Annotated in this window: 15 protein-coding genes and 1 pseudogene; 1 reads left to right on the top strand and 15 read right to left on the bottom strand. The window is 72.0% G+C overall.

Translation table 11 applies throughout. The annotated features are described in order from the left end of the window. Positions 1 to 7 precede the first annotated feature (7 nt). Complete coding sequence (locus tag ACFYP4_RS32345) at positions 8 to 838, top strand: pectate lyase (protein WP_358855700.1); 831 nt, start codon at positions 8 to 10, stop codon at positions 836 to 838. Positions 839 to 1,007: 169 nt separating this feature from the next. Here ACFYP4_RS32345 and ACFYP4_RS32350 read toward each other — a convergent pair whose 3' ends face one another. From ACFYP4_RS32350 to ACFYP4_RS32420, 15 genes and pseudogenes are all read right to left on the bottom strand, one after another. Beyond that, positions 1,008 to 2,129, bottom strand: a complete 1,122-nt coding sequence (locus ACFYP4_RS32350; RefSeq protein WP_358855699.1) for a pectinesterase family protein — start codon at positions 2,127 to 2,129, stop codon at positions 1,008 to 1,010. A gap of 156 nt (positions 2,130 to 2,285) precedes the next feature. Then, complete coding sequence (locus ACFYP4_RS32355) at positions 2,286 to 3,614, bottom strand: polysaccharide lyase family 1 protein (RefSeq protein ID WP_388790314.1); 1,329 nt, start codon at positions 3,612 to 3,614, stop codon at positions 2,286 to 2,288. Between the two features lie 18 nt (positions 3,615 to 3,632). Next, positions 3,633 to 4,439, bottom strand: a complete 807-nt coding sequence (locus tag ACFYP4_RS32360; protein ID WP_358856029.1) for a rhamnogalacturonan acetylesterase — start codon at positions 4,437 to 4,439, stop codon at positions 3,633 to 3,635. Positions 4,440 to 4,584: 145 nt separating this feature from the next. After that, positions 4,585 to 5,937 carry a sugar ABC transporter substrate-binding protein gene (locus ACFYP4_RS32365; protein WP_358853842.1) on the bottom strand — a complete coding sequence of 451 codons (1,353 nt, stop codon included), beginning with the start codon at positions 5,935 to 5,937 and terminating at the stop codon, positions 4,585 to 4,587. Positions 5,938 to 6,078: 141 nt separating this feature from the next. After that, entirely contained in the window at positions 6,079 to 8,082 is a 2,004-nt protein-coding gene (locus tag ACFYP4_RS32370) for a pectinesterase family protein (RefSeq protein ID WP_358853843.1), read from the bottom strand. A 40-nt stretch (positions 8,083 to 8,122) separates the two neighbouring features. Further along, on the bottom strand, positions 8,123 to 9,820 hold the full coding sequence (locus ACFYP4_RS32375; protein ID WP_388790319.1) for a family 43 glycosylhydrolase: 1,698 nt from the start codon (positions 9,818 to 9,820) through the stop codon (positions 8,123 to 8,125). Continuing rightward, the gene (locus ACFYP4_RS32380) at positions 9,817 to 10,659 is read right to left on the bottom strand and encodes a PmoA family protein (RefSeq protein ID WP_388790322.1); all 843 of its coding nucleotides are present in this window, start codon (positions 10,657 to 10,659) and stop codon (positions 9,817 to 9,819) included. The genes ACFYP4_RS32375 and ACFYP4_RS32380 overlap by 4 nt, the downstream gene beginning before the upstream one ends. Continuing rightward, on the bottom strand, positions 10,656 to 11,831 hold the full coding sequence (locus ACFYP4_RS32385; RefSeq protein WP_388790325.1) for a Gfo/Idh/MocA family protein: 1,176 nt from the start codon (positions 11,829 to 11,831) through the stop codon (positions 10,656 to 10,658). Before ACFYP4_RS32385 ends, ACFYP4_RS32380 begins: the two co-directional genes overlap by 4 nt. Next, positions 11,828 to 11,974 (bottom strand): annotated as a pseudogene (locus ACFYP4_RS32390) (pectate lyase); the annotation flags it as partial. The gene ACFYP4_RS32385 and the pseudogene ACFYP4_RS32390, both read right to left, overlap by 4 nt. Before the next feature lie 32 nt (positions 11,975 to 12,006). After that, on the bottom strand, positions 12,007 to 12,909 hold the full coding sequence (locus tag ACFYP4_RS32395) for a carbohydrate ABC transporter permease (RefSeq protein WP_358853847.1): 903 nt from the start codon (positions 12,907 to 12,909) through the stop codon (positions 12,007 to 12,009). Beyond that, the gene (locus tag ACFYP4_RS32400; RefSeq protein ID WP_358853848.1) at positions 12,906 to 13,841 is read right to left on the bottom strand and encodes a sugar ABC transporter permease; all 936 of its coding nucleotides are present in this window, start codon (positions 13,839 to 13,841) and stop codon (positions 12,906 to 12,908) included. The genes ACFYP4_RS32395 and ACFYP4_RS32400 overlap by 4 nt, the downstream gene beginning before the upstream one ends. Positions 13,842 to 13,957: 116 nt before the next feature. Beyond that, the gene (gene araD, locus ACFYP4_RS32405; RefSeq protein WP_388790329.1) at positions 13,958 to 15,679 is read right to left on the bottom strand and encodes an L-arabinonate dehydratase; all 1,722 of its coding nucleotides are present in this window, start codon (positions 15,677 to 15,679) and stop codon (positions 13,958 to 13,960) included. Continuing rightward, the gene (locus tag ACFYP4_RS32410) at positions 15,676 to 16,584 is read right to left on the bottom strand and encodes a dihydrodipicolinate synthase family protein (protein ID WP_358853850.1); all 909 of its coding nucleotides are present in this window, start codon (positions 16,582 to 16,584) and stop codon (positions 15,676 to 15,678) included. Before ACFYP4_RS32410 ends, araD begins: the two co-directional genes overlap by 4 nt. Then, positions 16,581 to 17,237, bottom strand: a complete 657-nt coding sequence (locus ACFYP4_RS32415) for a GntR family transcriptional regulator (RefSeq protein WP_358853851.1) — start codon at positions 17,235 to 17,237, stop codon at positions 16,581 to 16,583. The genes ACFYP4_RS32410 and ACFYP4_RS32415 overlap by 4 nt, the downstream gene beginning before the upstream one ends. Positions 17,238 to 17,698: 461 nt before the next feature. Beyond that, positions 17,699 to 18,868, bottom strand: a complete 1,170-nt coding sequence (locus ACFYP4_RS32420) for a hypothetical protein (RefSeq protein WP_358853887.1) — start codon at positions 18,866 to 18,868, stop codon at positions 17,699 to 17,701. Positions 18,869 to 18,880: the final 12 nt, after the last annotated feature.

The following is an 18,880-nucleotide window of genomic DNA, read 5'->3' on the forward strand; positions in this document are numbered from 1 at the left end:
ACCGTTCATGACTGCACGAGTTGAACAGCGCGTACGCCACCGTCGCAGGGTCACCAGGCGGCGCGCGGTCGTCGGCGGCGCGGCCGCGCTGGGCCTCACCGGCGCGGCGATCGTCACGGCCTCGATGCTGGGTACCGCCGGCGCGGCGACCCCCTGGCCGGACGCGAAGGGCAGCAAGGCCGTGCCGAAGACGATCGAGGTCTCGGGCACGTACGACGGCAAGCTGCAGAAGTTCTACGGCAGCGGCGACCTCGGCGACGGCGGTCAGGGCGAGGGCCAGGCCCCCATCTTCGAACTGGCGGACGGCGCGGTCCTGAAGAACGTCGTCATCGGCACCCCGGGCGCGGACGGCGTGCACTGCACGGGCAGCTGCACCCTGCAGAACGTGTGGTGGCTGGACGTCGGCGAGGACGCGGCGAGCTTCAAGGGCAAGTCGTCGTCCGCCACGTACACCGTGACCGGCGGCGGCGCGAAGTCCGCCTCGGACAAGGTGTTCCAGTTCAACGGCGCCGGCAAGCTGACCGTGACCGGCTTCCGGGTCGAGAACTTCGGCAAGCTGGTCCGCTCGTGCGGCAACTGCTCCAAGCAGTACAAGCGCACGATCGTCGTCAACGACGTCGACGTGACCGCGCCGGGCAAGACCCTGGTCGGCATCAACTCCAACTACGGGGACACCGCGACGCTCACCAAGGTGCGCATCCACGGTGACAGCGGCAAGAAGATCAAGCCGTGTGTCCGCTTCCAGGGCAACAACACCGGCAAGGAGCCCAAGCAGCTCGGCAGCGGCCCCGACGGCACTTACTGCAAGTACCAGGCGTCCGACGTCAGTTACGACTGACGTCCGCCCGCTTCCCCGAGACCCGTCGGCCGGGCCCCCCTCGGCCGGCCGGAGGCACGCCTCCGCCGGTGACGACCGGCGGGGGCGTCCGCCTTCCCGGGTCCGCGCGGTGGCCCCGGCCGTCGCCGGCCAGGCACCGGCGACCGAAGACCGCGTTGGCGAGGGCCGGTCAGCAGCGTGCGTCGGGACTCCAGTCACCGAGATGGGCCGCACGCGTGTGCGACGCGGCTTCCGTGTCCGTGAGTTGGGGCCGGTTCTCCGGGACGGGTGCCGCGGCGCCCGGGCCCGTGTTGCGGTACTCGGCGAAGCGCTGGTTCTGCCAGGGGTGGCCGGCGGACATGTTCGCGTAGGGCGCGGCCGCGTCGATGCCGGCGCCGATGCGGGTGTCGCGGACGGTCAGCATCGGGCGGGCGGTGGGGTCCGAGCTGGGCACCCAGGGGCGGGCCAGTTTGTAGTACGCGTCCGGCGCCGCGCTCGTGATCCGGCTGCGGGTGACCAGGTAGCCGCGCGGGTTGGCGGCCGCGGTGGACGGGGCGAAGACGAAGCCGTAGGGGGCCGTGGCCAGGTCCGCGCGGTTCAGGGTGTGGAAGTGGCAGTGCTCGTACACCGCCGTGGCCCGGCCGAAGACGAAGTCCACGTCGCCCTCGACGTAGCAGTGGGCGTAGTACTGGCGGGCGAAGGTGCCGAGTGCCATCGAGTCGGCGTACAGCGTGTCCTGGTGACCGAGGAAGCGGCAGTGATGGAAGGCGGAGCGGTCGCCCTGCACCTTGATCGCGACGGCCTGGGTGCCGGTGATCTCCGGGTGGCCGGCGCGCAGCCAGTCGTTGGCGAAGGTGATCCAGCGGGCGGTGAAGCCGTCGGCCTGCACGGTGGTGGTGGCGGACCCGCTGGTGCCGTAGGTGCCACCGCCGGGCTTCGGGGTGCCGTTGGCGTTGTCGTACACGACGACGACGTCGCGCGGGTTCTCGGAGGCGCCGATCCAGGTCATGCCGGTGCGGGCGGCGTCGACGGCGACCGTCTCGCGGTAGGTGCCGGGGGCGATGACGAGCGTGGTGCCGCTCCCCGGCGCGGCGGTCACGGCGGCCTGGACGGTGGTGAAGTCGCCGGCGCCGGACGCGTCCACGTACAGGGTCCGCGCGGTGAGGCGGGCGGCGGGTGAGCCGTACCGTCCGAAGGGGCGCCGGGTGGCGGCCCCTGCGGGGGTGCCGACGCCGAGTGCGAGAGCGGCCCCGGCGCCGGCGGCGAGGAAGGTCCGGCGGCTGGGGGCGGTGCGTGGGTGGTGCGAGAGCATGGCGATGCTCCTTCGCTGTGCGGCTCGGGGGTGTGCGGCGGATGCCGGAGGCGAGGTGGCGGCTGTGATGGCGGCGGGGAGGCCGGCCGGAGCGGCACGCCCCGGGGTGCGGGGGTGTGCGGAGCCGCTCCGGCCGGCCGGCCGGGGGTGCGCGGGTCAGCAGATCCTTCCGGCGCCCGCGCGGTGGCCGACGATGCCCGGCACCGCCTTCGGCGAGTCGACCCTGGTCCGCAGGGTCGGCGTCCAGCCGGCCCCCGACTGGAGGGTCTCCGCCGGGATCTCCGCGTTGTGCACGGCGATCAGGTCGACGGGCACGCCGTTGACGTGGTTGCCGACGGCGGTGACCGGGGCCTCCTTCCACTTCTTCAGGATCCTGGCGGCGCTGATGCCGGCCGGCAGGGTGAACGCGTTCTTCTCGGCGACGAGCTGGGACTCCATTCCGATACCGAAGCTGTAGGCGTACGACGCGTCGGCGACGTAGTGGTTGTTGTACGCGTCGACCTGCCCGAAGCGGACGCGCGGGGCGCGCTCGACGAGTCCGGAGAACAGGTTGTGGTGCAGGGTGACCTTGAGGTGCCCCCGGTCGACGGCGGCGGTGGCCGCGCTGTCGCTGTTGCCGATCATCAGGGTCTTGTCGTGCTCGGTGAACACGTTCCAGGAGGCCGTGACGTAGTCGGCGCCCTTCACGATGTCGAGTTCGCCGTCGTGCTGCTGGTAGATCATGCCGAAGTACTTCGGCAGCGAACTGTCGGGGTGGGCGCCGTCGGTGAACGTGTTGTGGTCCAGCCAGACGTGCGTGGAGCCGTACACCACCGCGCTGTCGTACTCGGAGTTCCAGTTGCCCGTGTCGCCATCGGTCGGGTCCCACTGCGGGAAGCAGTCGAGGGGGCTCTCGACGGTGAGGTTGCGGACGATGACGTTGTCGACGCCCGTGATCTGCAGGCTCGCCCCCTTCAGTCCGGCGTTCCTCCCCAGGCCGATGATGGTGGTGTTGGCCGGGACGGCGACCTTGATCGCTCGGGCCTGGTTGTCGGCGGAGATCCGGCGCAGGCCCTCCGGGCTGTCGGCGGGCTCGCCGTCCAGATTCGTGTCCAGGCCCCAGTTCTGCGGGGAGTACTTCTCCAGGTAGGCGTCGAAGTCGTAGCCGTCGGCCGCGAAGGAGGAGCAGCCGTCGGCGTTGGCGTCGATCGTGCCCCGGACCTTGATGATCCTCGGTGCGGTGCCGCCCTCCTTCAGCGCGGTCCTGAACTCGTCCCAGGTGGCGACGGTCCGTACGTGTGCGGCGTCGGCGCGGGCCCCGCCGGTGGTGCCCGTACCGGCGGAGCCCCAGCCGTCGCCGGCGGGGAGGGTCTGGCGGCCGGGGTCGCGGCCCTGCGCCTGGGCGGGGGTGCCGGTGACGGCCAGCACCAGGGCGGTGCAGCCGGCCAGCGACGCGGCGACACGTTTGCCGCCTATGACACGTCCATGACACTTCTGTGTACTCATCGTGCGGCTCTCTCTCGGTCAGGCGGTGGGCCAGGTGATCCAGGACCCGGGAATCTCGTCGTCGAGCCGGCGCACGTCCCGGGGTGCGACGACCCGATGGCGCAGCAGCTCGCCCGCGACGAGGCGGGCCACGGCGATGGCGCCGGGCGGGTTGAAGTGGGTGTTGTCCTGCTCCGTCGCGGTCCAGTTGAAGTACGTCTTGGTCTCCTCGACACCCAGCCTCTGCCACAGGGCGATCGACAGGGCCTGGATGTCCAGCAGCGCGACGCCCTCCTCCGCGGCGAGGGAACGCATCGCCGCCGGGTAGTCGCCGTGGGTCGGCAGGGCGTTGCCGGCCGTGTCGAACTTCCTGCGCTCGACGGAGGTGGCGAGCACCGGCCGCGCGCCGCGGGCCCGCGCCCCGTCGAGATACTGCCGCAGACAGTCCTGGTACGTGGTCCAGGGCTCGGTGTAGCGGGTGGGGTCGGCGCTCTTCTCGTCGTTGTGGCCGAACTGGACGAGCAGCAGGTCCCCGGGCCGGATGGCGGCGAGGACGGCGTCGAGCCGGCCCTCGTCGATGAAGCTCTTCGAACTGCGGCCGTTCACGGCGTGGTTGGCGACGTCGAGGTCCTTGTGCAGGAAGAACGGCAGCGCCATGCCCCAGCCGGTCTCGGGCGCCGCGTCGGCGTACTTCTGGGCGGCCGTGGAGTCGCCGGCGATGTGGAGGGTGCGCTTGCGCCGGGATCCCGGCGACGAAGGGGCCGCTGACGCGGGGGCCGCCGCGGCGGCGGCGAGCGGGACGGCGGCGAGGGCCGCCGCGGTGGCCTGTCGGCGGGTGAGGGACACGTCGGGGTGCCTCGCTTTCGGCTCTTTCCAGGAGGAGTTCCGGGCTGGTCTTTCCAGGAGGAGTTCCGGGCTGGAGGAAGTGAGGGGCGGGGCCGGCGGCGGCGTGTGGACCGCCGCCGGCCCCCGCATCCGGGGAGCGGTGCTGCTACTTCTTCTGCTGCTTCCACTCCGCCTGGGCCTTGTTGAGCTGGTCGGCCAGGGTGTTCAGGAACTCCTTGGCCGACATCTTGCCGAGCAGGACCTTCTGGAAGTTCGGCTCGTTGTCGGTCTTGGAGATGGTGTTCCAGTCCGGCAGGTAGTACGGCAGCTGCACGATCTTGGTGCTGCCGCTGTTCAGTGCCTCGGCCGCGAGCTTGGTCGGCTCGGCCTTCTGGATCCACGCGTCCTTGGCGGCCTCGGTGTTCGAGGGGATGGCGCCCGCCGACTCGTTCCACTTGCTGTTGGACTCGTGCGCGGCGGCGAACTCGATGAAGCGCCAGGCGGCCGACTTGTTCTTGCTGGACTTGAACAGGGCGAGTCCGTCGACGGGGTTGGAGACCTGGACGCGGGTGCCGTCGTCCGTGGTCGGGTTGGGCAGCCCGCGGAACTTGCCGTCACCGAGCGCCTTCACGTGGTCCTGGTAGGAGCCCAGGTTGTGGCTCAGCATGCCGATCTTGCCGCTGTCCCACTGGGCGACCATCTTGGTGAAGTCGTTGTTGACGTCCGCGGAGGGGGTGTTCTTCTTGTAGAGCGCGGCGTACTTCTCCAGCGCGGCCACGTTCTTCGGGTCGTTGACCGTCGTCTTGTCGCCGTCCCAGAACTCGGTGATCCCGGTCTGGCCGTACATCGCGTCCAGGGCCTGGGCGATGGAACCGGCGCCGCCGCGGATGGTGTAGCCGAACTCGTTCTTGCCCTTGTCCGTGAGCTTGTCGGCCGCCTCGTAGAACTTGGACCAGGTGGTGGGCGCCTCGAGACCGGCCGCCTGGAACAGGTCGGTGCGGTAGTACAGCACACCGTTGCTGGCGGAGGTGGGGACGGTGAACAGCTTGTCCTGGCCGCCGGCGACCTTCACCGATTCGAGCATGCCCTGGTTCAGCTTGCCGTCGAGCGGGCTCTTCGCGAGACGGGAGTCGAGCGGTTCGAGGGCGTTCTGCGCGGCGACCCCGGCGAGCATCGCGGCGCCGACCCCGCCGACGTCCGGCAGGCCGCCGCCCTGGATGGCGGTGTCGTACTTGGACTGGACGCTCTCGGCAGGGATCCCGACGTAGTTGACCTTGATGTCGGGGTACTTCTTCTCGAAGTCGTCGATGATGTCCATCCAGATGTCACGGCGGACGGCCGTGTTGTTGTCCCAGAAGGTGACCTCGCCCTTGCCCGAGCCCTCGTCGCCCTTGTCGCCGCCGGCACCGCTGCCGTCGTCGCCGCAGGCGGTGGCGGTCAGGGCGAGCACGGCGCTCGCGGCGACGGCCGCGGCGGCGCGGTACCCGCCTCGGCTGTTTCTCCGGATGCTGATCTTCATGGTCGGCTCTCTTCGTCTGGATCCAACGGGGTGGTGGGGGTCTGCGGGTGGCGCCACGGACGCGCGGTCCGCGGGCCCGGGCGGCGCCGCGCGGTCCGCGGGCCCGGCCCGGGACTCGGCGTCGACGGGTGTGGTGCGGCCTCAGCGCCGGACATGGGGTGCCCAGCCGTCGTCGCCCGCCAGGTAGGCGGTGACCGTGCGGGTGGCCGCCTCGGCGTCCGACAGCTGCGGCCGGTCGGCGGTCACGGTCGCGCCGGGGCCGTAGGTGCGGTACTCGGCGAAGCGGGCGTCCTTCCAGGAGAAGCCGCTCATGTCGGTCCACGGCGAGGACTTGACCGCGGCCGGCAGTTCGGTGTCCCGGATCAGCACCTGGGCGACGGCGGCCGGTTCGCCGCCGGGGTGCCAGGGCCGGCCGAGGTGGAAGGAGCCCGCGGGCGCGTCGCTCACGATCCTCGACCGGGTGATCAGGAACCCGTACGGGTTGCCCTGCCACGTCGAAGCGGCGGTGATGTAACCGTTGTTGGTGGCGGAGCCGCGGCTGAGCGCCCTGATGACGGAGCGTTCGACGACGGTGGTCGCGCGTCCGTAGAGGAAGTCGACGTCGCCCTCGACGTAGGAGTCGCGGACGTAGACCCGGCTGATCACGTCCAGCTTGGGGCTGTCGGTCATCAGGGTGTCCTGGTTGCCGAGGAAGGCGGTGTTCTCGAAGACGATCCGGTCGCCCGTCGTCTTCATCGCGAGGGCCTGCTCGGCGCCGTACTCGTACGCGGCCTCGTCGAAGTCGTTGCTGAAGGTGAGGTTCCGCGCGGTGACGTCGTTCGCGGCGATGCGCACGGTGGCGCTTCCCGTGGAGCCGCCGAACTGGGCCGGGGTGTCGTGGACGATGACGGTGTCGGAGCGGCTCCGCCCGGTGCCCTGGAGCACGATCCGCGGCTTGGCGGCCGGGACGACGACCTTCGCCCGGTACGTGCCGGGGGCGATCGCGACGGTGACCGGGCTGTCGTTGCCGTCGGGCACCGCGTCCACGGCGGCCTGCACCGTCGGGTAGTCGGCGGGGACGTGCAGCACGGTCCCGATCCGCTCCTGGGGCCCGGAGAACCGCCGCAGCAGCGCGGGCACCGCGCGGGCCGGGTCCAGCCGGTAGTCGTAGAAGTCGCGCGGGTCGAAGGCGGTCCCCCACGCGTCACGGCGGCCGGTGGTGTTCCTCAGGACCGAGCCCCGCTGCACCAACTCGGCGGTGGCGTCGGCCTGGTAGGGGTGCTGGACGCCGTCGTAGTAGCTGTTCTCGATGACCATCCGGGTGCGGCCGCGCGACCAGTTGCCGTACGTCCACACGGGGTCGCTGTCCTCGGTCTGCGCCGAGAGGTAGTTGTTGTACAGGTGCGCGTAGGCGCAGTTGTCGGCGGAGGGGTTGCGCTGCTTCGTGCCGGTGAACCAGTTGTGGTCGACGGTGATCTGCGTCTTGACGTTCTCGGTCCAGCCGATGCCGAACGCCTTGTTGTGGTGGTCGAAGCGGTTGTAGGAAACGGTGACGTACTGGCTGTCCTTGCGGATGTCGAGCAGTCCGTCGCCCATGTGCGTGAACCGGTTGTGGTCGATCCACACGTGGTCGACGGAGTCCATCTGGATCGCGTCGAAGTCCTGCGTCTTGCCGTCCCAGTCGCCCTCGACGTACGAGTCCCGGATCGTCAGGTTGCGGATGATCACGTTGTGCGTGCCGGGCCCGAGGTGCAGTTCGCCGTGCACGATCTCGCCGGTGTCGCCGACGCCGATGAGCGTCTTGTCCGAGGCCACGACGATGTCCGAACCGAAGGGCTCGACGGCGATCGCGCCCCGGACCCGGATGACGTACGGCTCCTCGGCGGCCGCGTACCGGGCCAGCGCGTCCCGGTCGGTGACCGTGACCACCCTGCCGCCCGCGCCGCCGGTGGTGCCGCCGTCGAGGGAGGCGAAACCGTGGGCACGGTCGGTCCAGCGGTCCGCCGTCCCCGCCCCGGCCGCCACGACGTCCTGGACGCCGGGAGCGGGCGCGGCCTCGGCCGGGGTGAGGGCCCCGAGCGCCAGCCAGGCCACGAGGGCGGCGGCGACGGCCGGGGTGCTGCGCGGCCCCGGCCTCGGCAAGCGCTTGCTACGGAGGTGCGTCATTGCGGCTCCCAACAGGCGTACGGCGGAAAGGAGTCGACCCTCAGGGGGTCGCGGTGATGCGGAAGTGCGTGAACGTGGCCGTGCCGGCGTGGCCCGCGCCGGCGGGCGCGACCGCGAACAGCCCGAGCAGGGCGCCGACCCAGCGCCAGGGGGTGGCGGCGAAGACCTGGCCCGACGGCTGTGGGCCGTCTCCGACGTCGTAGGAGAAGCGGCAGCGCGCTCCCGGGCCGATCTCGATCAGCAGCCGCGCCCGTCCCCTGGGGGCGAGCCGCGGATGCGCGGCGTCCCGCTCCCGCTCGGCGACCGACTCGGCGAACCGGTGCACGAGGTGGACCGATCCGTCGGCGCCCCGCTGGAGCCCGATCCAGCTGAACGCGTCCCCGAGGACGGCGAACCCGGCCCGCGCGCCCGCCTCCTCGCCCGCCAGGGCGAGTTCGACCTCGGCCGTGGCGGCGATCCCGGGCAGCCGCTGCGTGAGGACGTTCGGCAGCTTGCGCAGGTCGTGCGCGTCCGCCGTCCGTACGCAGGTCAGCCGCAGCCCGTCCGCGGAGTGCTGGGTGGCCCAGCCCTGCCGCGGGTTGGCGGTCCACTGCCACTGGCGCCCGAACCGCCCGCCGGGGAAGTCGTCGTCGGTGGCCGGCGCGGACGGCGGCTGCCGCGGCAGGTCCGGCTTGCGGTGCACGGCGACGGGAGCGCCGCCGTCACCGAGCACCGGCCACCCGGGCCCGGACCCCGAGCCCGGAGTCCCGCCGGACCCCACACCGGGGCTACCGCCGGACCCCGAGCCCGAACCCCCGCCGGACCCCGTGCCGGGGCCCCCGCCCGACCCCATGCCGGTCCCCACGCCGGGGCTACCGCCGGTCTCCGTGCCGTCGGGGGCGGGAGCGGTCTCCCAGCGCATCGGCTGGAGGTGGACGACCCGCCCGTAGGGGCCGCGTGCCTGGAAGTGCATGAACCAGTCCTCGCCGGACGCGGTGCGCACCCAGCCCCCCTGATGCGGGCCGTTGACCTCCGTGTCCCCCTGCTCCAGCACGATCCGCTCCTCGTAGGGGCCGAAGAAGCCGCGGGAGCGGAGGACGCCCTGCCAGCCGGTCTCCACTCCCCCGGCGGGCGCGAAGATCCAGAACCAGCCGTCGTGCCGGTACAGCTTGGGCCCTTCGAGGGTGAACCAGCCGGGGATCCGGTCGGCGTCGACGATCACCTTGCCCTCGTCGAGCAGCCCGGTGCCGTCGGGCCGCATCCGGTGGCCGGTGAGCCGGTTCTTGACGCCGGAGCGCGACTTGGCCCAGGCGTGGACGAGGTAGGCCTCGCCGGTCTCCTCGTCCCACAGCGGGCAGGCGTCGATGAGCCCCTTGCCCTCCTTGACCAGGTGCGGGCGGGTCCAGGGCCCGCGGATGCCCGGGGCGTTGACCTGGAAGACGCCGTGGTCGGGATCGCCCCAGAAGATCCAGAACCGTTCGTCGTGATGGCGCAGGGAGGGTGCCCACACCCCGCGGTCGTGCCGGGGCACGGCGAACTCCGCCTCGGGCTCGAGGCGTTCGAGTGCGTGGCCGACGAGCGTCCAGTTGACCAGGTCGCGGGAGTGCAGCAGGGGCAGGCCCGGGACGCGGCCGAAGCTGGACGCGGTCAGGTAGAAGTCGTCGCCGACACGGATCACGTCCGGGTCGGACCAGTCGGCGTCGAGGACGGGATTGCGGTAGGTCCCGTCACCGAGGTCCGCGCTGAAGGCGCTGTTCACGTGCCCACCGCCTTGCGCACCAGGGCCGCGGCCCCGTCCCGGTCCAGCCGGCCGTCGGCGACCACGGTGACGATCCGCCGGACGGCCGTCTCGCCGGCCCCGAGGGGCAGCCGGCCGTCGTGGGCCAGGGAGGAACCGACGCCCGGGTACTCGACGGCACGCACGAACCACGGGTCACGGCGGGTCTCCCTGGTGGCACCGGCGAAGACGAGGGTCCAGGAACTGCCGGCGAGGGCGAGCCAGTCGGCGCGGGAGCCGTGGACCGACTCCTCGCCCTCGGCGCCGGCGGTGAACACGTGCGGCGCCCGTGCCTCCTTGCGGGCCCGCCAGAAGAAGCCGCCGTAGGCCGCGCCGGGGCGCCCGTTGGTGGCGGGGCTGCCGATGGACAGCGCCCGCCCGGTCGTGTTGGTGAGGGAGAACGTGAAGTCCAGCGCCCAGGCGCTGTCGCTCAGCCCGGTGGCGGCGACCGTACGGCGTTCGTGCAGCAGCTCGGCGCCCGCGGCGACCCAGCGCAGTTCCTCGACGAAGCCGTCGGGATCGCGCAGCTGGAAGCCGGCGTGCCGCTGGGCGCCGTGGTTGTCCAGTTCGGTGGGGCCCCGGTCGCGCACATAGGTGCGTCCGCCCCAGAAGTTGTACCCCTCGACGTCGGGAACGGCGACACCGACGCCGAGGTGGTGTGCGTGGTCGGCGGGGCCGAGCTCGGTGACCGCGGTGCCCGCCAGCGTGGTGACCGGGTGCAGGTAGGGGCGCGGCGAGAGCCGGGCCGGCAGCTCGGGCCGGGTGATGTACCGGCCGACCGGGCGGCCCGCGACGCGCAGCACCGGCGAGTCGTTGTTCATCGGCTGCTCACCTCGTTCGGCGGCGCCCAGGGGGCGCCCAGTTCGGAGTAGAGGGCGAGGGAGTCGGCGGCGTCCGCCACGAGGGCGTCGATGCCGCGGACCACCCGGCGGTTCTCCCCGGGGACCGTCTCCCAGGCGTCCTTTGGCAGGGCGACCGGGTCCGGGGCCCGCCGGACCGCCTCGACGACCTTCATGAACGCGCCGGTCGACTCCGGTGTGACCAGCAGCCCGGTGCCGTCCGTCAGATGCGCGACCAGGTTCTCCAGCAGGTCCGTCCTGCCGTACTGGATCTCCTCCGGGCCGCGTCCGGACCGCTGTACGAGCACCCGGTCCTGCTTGTACCAGAAGGTGATCCGGCCGCTGCCGCCGTGCACCACGACGTACGGCTCGCCGGGGTGCTCGGCGCACAGCGTGACGGCGACGGTGATCCGGCCGCCGTCCCGCGTCGTCACGCGGACGCAGGAGGTGTCGTCGGACTCGATGTCGTTGGCCCGCAGCAGCTCGGTCTCGATTCCGGCGACGTCCTCGGCGCGCGTGCTGCCGTCGAGCGCGAGCGCGGTGGCGACGGCGTGCGCGAGAGGGTTGGTGAGCACGCCGTCGACGACGTCGGTGCCGTTCATGCGGCGTCTGCCCGCCCAGGGCGCCCGCCGGTAGTAGGCCTCGTCCCGCGCCCACGCCCCGGCCGCCCCGATTCCGGCCACCGGGCCGATGGCGCCCTCGGCGATCAGCTCGCGGACGGCGGGGACGGCGAGGGAGCCGAGGGACTGGAAGCCGATCTGACAGGCGACGCCCGCCGCGGCGATCCCGTCGGCCATCCGGCGGAACTCGGCGTACGACGGTGCGGGCGGCTTCTCCAGGAGCAGGTGCACGCCCCGTTCCGCCGCCGTCAGCGCCAGGTCGGCGTGGGTGGGGATGGGGGTGCAGATCACGGCGACCGCGGCACGGGTGGAGTCGAGAAGGGCACCGAAGTCGGCGGACTGCTCGGGGAGTCGCCCCTCGCCGGTGAAGCCGTCCAGTTCCTCCTCGGTGAGCGGGGCCAGCTCGCAGACACCCGCCAGCCGCACGAGGCCGAGGTCCTGGAGCCGGCGGATGTTCCGCAGGTGCCAGCGGCCGTGTCCGCGGGCTCCGGCGAGGACGACGGGCAGCGGCATGGCGTACTCACGTGCGGTCATCGGATCCTCCCCGCGCCGCGTTCCACGTCGCGGTCGGCCCGCCGGGCGCTGTCGACCGGTCCGTGCAGCGCGGGGGTCCAGCCGACGTCGGCGGTGAGGTCCCGCTCGCTGCCGGAGTCGTAGGCGTTGTGGATGGCCGGCAGGGCTCCGGCCGCCGTCAGGTGCAGTACGCGCCTCATCCCTTCACCGCCCCCGCGCTGAAGCCGGTGATCAGCCACTTCTGGATGAACGCGAACACGATGACCACGGGTACGGCGGCGATGATGCCGCCCGCGGCGAGCGCCCCCAGGTCGACGCTGTCCGAGCTCATCAGGGTGTTGAGGCCGACGGGGAGGGTCTGCTTGTCCTGGTTGCTGAGGAACATCAGGGCGAACAGGAAGTGGTTCCAGGCGTGCACGAACGCGAAGGAACCGACGGCGATCAGGCCCGGCCGCAGCAGCGGCAGGACGATGATCCGGAAAGCGCTGAAACGGTTGCAGCCGTCGACCCAGGCGGCCTCTTCGAGCGAGTACGGCACGTTCCTGATGAACCCGCTGATGAGGATCATCGACAGCGGCAGCTGGAACACCGTCTCGGCGAGGACGACGCTGGCGATCGAGTTGATCATCTGCAGCTTGGCGAAGATCTGGAAGAGCGGCACCAGCAGCAGGGCGCCGGGCACGAACTGCGAGCAGAGCAGCGCCAGCATGAAGGCGCGCTTGACCTTGAAGTCGAAGCGGGCGAGCGCGTAGCCGCCGGCCAGCGCGACGACCGTGGTCATCACGAGGGTGGTGACGGCGATGAGGACGCTGTTCTGGAAGTAGGTCCCGAAGCTTCGCTCGGTCCACACCTTGTCGAAGTGCTCGAAGGTCATCGGCCACGGCACCAGCGAGGTGGAGCCGGCGGGGCGCAGCGCGAAGAGCAGGATCCAGTAGAAGGGGATCAGGGTGAAGAGCAGGTAGAGCCCGAGGGGGAGGTAGATGTGCCAGCGGGGGACCTCGTCCCAGGCGCGGCGGGTGCCGCGCGGGCGCGGGCCGGGCTCCTCGGCGACCGGCGCGGGTACGGCCGGGGCGAGGGTCTCGACGTCCTTGGTGATCACTTGTCTCCGCCTCCGAACTTGCTCAGCCGCAGATAGACGATCGAGCAGAACAGCAGAATCACGAACGCGACCGTGGTCAGGGCCGACGCGTAGCCGAAGTTGTGGGCGTCGACGCTGGTGTTGGCGATGTAGAGCGGGAGCGTGGTCGTCTCGCCCGCGGGCCCGCCGCCGGTCAGGGTGTAGAGGAGGTCGACGTTGTTGAACTCCCACACCGCGCGCAGCAGTGTGGACAGGACGATGGCGTCCTTGATGTGGGGCAGTGTGATGTGCAGGAACTGCTGGAAGCGGCTCGCGCCGTCGACCTCGGCGGCCTCGTACAGGTCCTTGGAGACGGACTGGAGGTCGGCGAGGATGAGGATGGCGAAGAAGGGGACGCCGCGCCACAGGTCGGCGACCACGGCGGCCGGGAAGACGGTGGCCGTGTCGGACAGCCAGCTGGTGCCGTACTCGCCGATGCCCACGTCGGCGAGGTAACGGGTGATGCCCGTCTGGGAGTTGTAGAGCAGCACCCAGATCGCGGAGGTCAGCACTCCGGAGACGGCCCACGGCGAGAACACCAGGGCCCGGCCGATCGCCCGCCCCACGAAGGTCTGGTTGACGATCAGGGCGAGGGCGAGCCCGAACAGCAGCTGGAGTCCCACCTCGACGACGACCCACTTGGCGCTGAAGGTCAGCGTGTCCCAGAACTGGGGGTCGTCGGTGAAGGCGTGGACGAAGTTGTCGAAGCCCGCGAAGCCGTTGCGCCACGGTTTGGTGGGGTTGTAGTGCTGCAGGCTGTAGTAGAAGACGCTGATGACCGGGTAGGCGATGAAGCCCAGCATCAGCAGACCCGCCGGGGCGATCAGCAGGTACGGCAGTTTGCGCGGCGTCGACGAGCCACGGCGCCGCCGGGGTGGCGCGGGCTGTTTCGCCACGGCTGCGGCTTGGGCCATGACTGTTCTCCGATCTCGGGGTGTGCGGGTGGCGCGGAACGCACTGCCCGTAGGAAGCGCTTTCTCGTACGGTGTGCGGGAGCCCGGCCGCCCGGTGCGGGGCGGTCGTGTCGCGGTCAGCCCGCGTACGGGTCCGGTACCTTGCCCGGCCTGGCCAGGAAGGCGAAGTCGCAGCCGGTGTCGGCCTGCGTGATCTGTTCGCCGTAGAGGGCGCCGTAGCCCCGCTCGTACCGCTCGGGCGGTGGTGTCCACGCGGTCCGCCGTCGCTCCAGTTCGGCGTCGTCCACGTCGAGTCGGAGCGAGCGGGCCTCGACGTCGAGGGTGATGCTGTCGCCGGTGCGCACCAGGGCGAGCGGTCCGCCGACGTACGACTCGGGCGCCACGTGCAGGACGCAGGTGCCGTAACTCGTGCCGCTCATGCGGGCGTCGGAGATCCGCACCATGTCCCGGACTCCCTGCTTCAGCAGGTGGTCGGGGATGGGCAGCATGCCGTACTCCGGCATGCCGGGGCCGCCCTTGGGGCCGGCGTTGCGCAGCACCAGCACGCTGTCGGCGGTGATGCCGAGGGCGGGGTCGTTGATGGTCCGCTGCATGGTCCGGTAGTCGTCGAAGACGACGGCGGGGCCGGTGTGCTTGAGCAGGTGGGGCTCGGCGGCGATGTGCTTGATGACGGCGCCGTCGGGGCAGAGGTTGCCGCGCAGGACGGCGACTCCGCCCTCGGCCGCGACCGGGTGGTGCCGGGGGCGGATGACGTCGTCGTCGTGAACGGAGGCGGTCGCGAGCTGCTCGCGCATGCTGTCGTGCGCCACCGTCGGCCGGTCCAGGTGCAGCAGGTCGGTGATCCGGGACAGGAAGCCGGGCAGTCCCCCGGCGAAGTGGAAGTCCTCCATCAGGTACGGGCCGCCGCCGGGCCGGACGTTGGCGAGCACCGGCACGGTCCGGGCGATGCGGTCGAAGTCGTCGAGGGTGAGCGTGACGCCGGCGCGTCCGGCCATGGCGATCAGATGGATCACGGCGTTGGTCGAGCCGCCCAGGCCGAGGACGGTCGTCACGGCGTCCGTGAAGGCGTCCGCGGTGAGGATGTCGGACAACGTGCGGCCCTGGTGGACGAGTTCGACGATCCTGAGCCCGGAGGCCGCGGCCATGCGGTCGTGTCCGGAGTCGACGGCGGGGATGCTGGACGCGCCGGGCACGGTGACGCCGAGCGCCTCGGCGGCGGCGGTGAGCGTGGACGCCGTGCCCATGGTCATGCAGTGACCTGGCGAGCGGGCGAGTCCGCTCTCCAGTTCGGCCAGCTCGCAGTCCCCGATGAGGCCGGCGCGCTTGTCGTCCCAGTACTTCCACATGTCGGTGCCGGAGCCGAGCACCTCGTTGCGCCAGTGGCCGGGCAGCATGGGCCCGGCGGGCACGAAGACGGCCGGCAGGTCGACGGAGGCCGCCCCCATCAGGAGTGCGGGGGTGGACTTGTCGCAGCCGCCCATCAGCACCGCGCCGTCCACCGGGTAGGACCGGAGCAGTTCCTCGGTCTCCATCGCGAGCAGGTTGCGATAGAGCATCGGGGTGGGCTTCTGGAAGGTCTCGCTCAGGGTGGAGACCGGGAATTCGAGCGGGAAGCCCCCGGCCTGCCAGACGCCCCGCTTCACCGCCTGCGCACGGTCGCGCAGGTGCACATGGCAGGGGTTGATGTCGGACCAGGTGTTCAGGATCGCGATGACCGGCTTGCCGAGGTGCTCCTCGGGGAGGTAGCCGAGCTGGCGGGTGCGGGCGCGGTGGCTGAAGGAACGGAGCCCGTCGGTGCCGTACCACTGGTGGCTTCTGAGGTCCTCCGGCCGCTTCATATGGACCACCCCGCGGCTATGGCGGCGACTTCCGACCGCTCGGTCTCGGGGAGCGGCTTGCTGGGCGCCCGGACGTCGCGGCGGCACAGGCCGAGCGAGGCGAGGGCCTCCTTGACGACGGTCACGTTGTTCGCGGAGCCGTTGGCGGCCCGCAGCTCCTCGAAGCGGCGGATCTGCTCCCAGACCTTCATCGCGGCCGGGTAGTCCCCCGACCGGAGCGCTTCGATCATGTTCAGCGAGACGGCGGGGGCGACGTTCACGAGCCCCGAGGTGAATCCCGTGGCGCCCGCGGAGAAGTACGAGGGCGCGTACGGCTCGGCGAGTCCGGCCACCCACACGAACCGTTCGAGGCCGGCGTCCCGGGCGAAGGCCGCGAAGCGTGCCGCGTCCGGGACGGCGTACTTGACACCGACGACGTTCGGGCAGGCGTCGGCGAGTTCGGCGAGCCGGGCGCCCGGGAGCAGCGGGTTGCGCAGGTACGGTACGACGCCGAGTTCGGGCACGGCCTCGGCGATGGCCCGGTGGTAGTCGACCCACCCGCCGTCGGACACGTACGGATGCACCGGCTGGTGGACCATCACCATCTGGGCGCCCAGCTCACGGGCGTGGCGCGCGGAGGCGACGGCGGTCGGCACGTCGTGGCCGACGCCCACCAGGACGACGGCGCGGTCCCCCGCCTCCTCGACGGTCAGTTCCGTGACGAGCTGCCGCTCCCCGGGGGTGAGGGCGTAGAACTCGCCGGTGTTGCCGTTCGGGGTGAGGGTGCGGACGCCGCCGTCGAGCAGCCGTCGCAGCAGCACCCGGTGGGTGTCGCGGTCGATCGTGCCGTCCTCGGCGTACGGGGTCACGGGGATCGCCACGACCTCGGCGAGCGCCGCCCGCTGGGTCTCGTACGTCGCTGTCATGCCTGACCGTCCTCTCCCTGGGCCTCCGGGAAGGCCCGTTGCACGAACGACTCGATGTGCGCGTGGAGGGCACCGGCCGCGCCGTCGGCGTCACCGTCCAGGGCGAGCCGCAGGATCTCGCGGTGCTCGGTCGCCTCGCGCTCCCAGGACGGGTCGGCGGCCCAGGCGACCGCGGAGACCAGGGCGGCCTGGTCCCGGACCTCGTCCAGCATCCGGCCGAGCAGCGGGTTGCCGCAGGACACGTACAGGGCGCGGTGGAACTCCCGGTTGGCGAGGGAGCGTTCGGCGGTGTCGGAGGCCTCGTCGGAACGGCCGAGGGCGTCGCGGGCCGCGTCCAGGGAGGCCCCGCGCCGCACCGCCCGCCGCAGCGCCTCCGGCTCCAGCAGCAGCCGCACGTCGTACACCTCGCGCGCCATGTCCGCGTCCACCATGCGCACCGTGACGCCCTTGTACTGGTTCATCACGACGAGCCCGGTGCCGGCGAGGGTCTTGAGCGCCTCGCGCACGGGGGTCTTCGACACCCCGAACTGTGCGGCGAGCTCGGTCTCGACCAGGGCCTGCCCCGGGGTCAACTGCCCGGTCAGGATGCGGTGTTTGATGCCCTCCAGCACGTACTGCGTGCGGGACGGGATCGGTGTGGGCACAGAGGTCATGCGCGCCTCTCGGATCTCACATGCGGATCGCGTACATCTGATCTCGTGTATCGCGTCTCATATATGACGTACGAAGTACGACGCGTTGAAGCTAGAAGCGCGCCAGGGTTTCGTCAACGCTTCGGACAAAAGAAGTTCCGACAAAAACGGGTGGGGACGGATTCCAACGGCTGCCGAGGGGGCGCGCTCTGACCGAGTTCGTCGGCCGCGACCACCGCGGCGACCGGGGCGGGCAGGTCGATCTTGGCCGCGCGGGTGTCGCCGGTCCAGGCGGCCGGGTCGCGTCGGGCCCCGGCGAGGTCGCCGAGCACCTTCGGCAGCGCCCCGCGCCGGTCGGGCCCGGTGCCGGGCAGGGCGGATTCCGGGCCGGGTCCGTGGGGGCGCAGGCACTTCCCCCACCGGACCGTGCCGACGGTGCCGGGCGCGGCTCCGCCGGTGACGCCCGTGCCACTGCTGCGGGCTCAGTCGCGCCCGGCCAGCGCCTCCTCCACGAGCGCCAGGTCCTCGTCGGACGCCAGTCCCGCGTGGTACAGGCGCACTTCGGTGGCACCGAGTTCCGCGGCCCGCGCCAGGTCCGCGCCCAGCGTCGCGGGGCTGCCGCCCATACCGCGCACCACGGTGAAGTTGGCGGCGAGCACGCTCCCGGCGACGCGCTGCCCGGCGAAGGGGGTCAGCAGCCCGGGTCCCCCGGAACAGGGCACGACGACGCCGTCGGCGACCGACAGGATGTGCCCGGGATCCACTCCCGCGTTCGCGCCGCAGTGGTACGCCACCGGATCCGCGTGGAGCAGGATGCGGAACCCCGCGGGGGCGGCGGCGCGGACGGCGGCGACGGTCTCCGACTGGAGCGAGCGTGCGACGGAGTCCCGCCACGCACGTGTGGCCGCGGCGAGTTCGGCGCCGAGGAGCTTCTCCACCCCCTCCCAGCCCCCGCCGGGCGTCTCCCCCCGCCAGACCGGCTCCAGGGCGCGCCGCACCGCGGCCCCCGTGTCGTCCGGGTCCAGTCCCAGCTCCGCGTATCCGGCACGGCACGCGGGGCAGAAGCACAGCGACATCAGGTACTGCCCGGCCTCGCCGAGGTCGACCCCCGCCGTCTTGTCGTGGGCGTGGAGGTGGGCGAGCCCGTACCAGCCGAGCGACTCCAGCTCGGTGCCGGCGGCTCCGGGCCGCACCGCCGCCTCGACGGCGAGGTCGGCCAGGTACGCGCGCGTGTCGGTCTGCGCGATGCAGGGGGCCCACGGATAGCGGTCCCCGTAGGCGTTGACCACGGAGGTGTCCGGGAACTCCTCGCCCAGCCGGGAGTTGTGGGCGAGCACGACCCAGGTGTGCACGTCGAGCCCGGCGTCCGCGAGGGCGGCGGCGGCCTCCCCGTAGGCGTCCCCGGGCGCCCAGTCCCCGGCCGGGTACGGCCGCAGCCGGCGCCCGTTCCACCGCTCGGCGTCCGGCGGGTACAGCACGGCGGCGTGCGCGGCCGTGACGATCCGGTGCCGGGGGTGCCGCGGAGTGAGGGCGCGGGTGGAGTGGTAGGCGGAGGCGAGTGTCACCGCGCGCACGCCGAGCCGGGCGACGCGGGCCGGGGCGCCGGGGTCGCCGTTGACGTCCCAGGGGTAGACGAAGGCGGACGCCGGCAGCAGCCGCGTCCG

This window comes from Streptomyces sp. NPDC005551, from assembly GCF_042871785.1.
GTDB lineage: Bacteria > Actinomycetota > Actinomycetes > Streptomycetales > Streptomycetaceae > Streptomyces.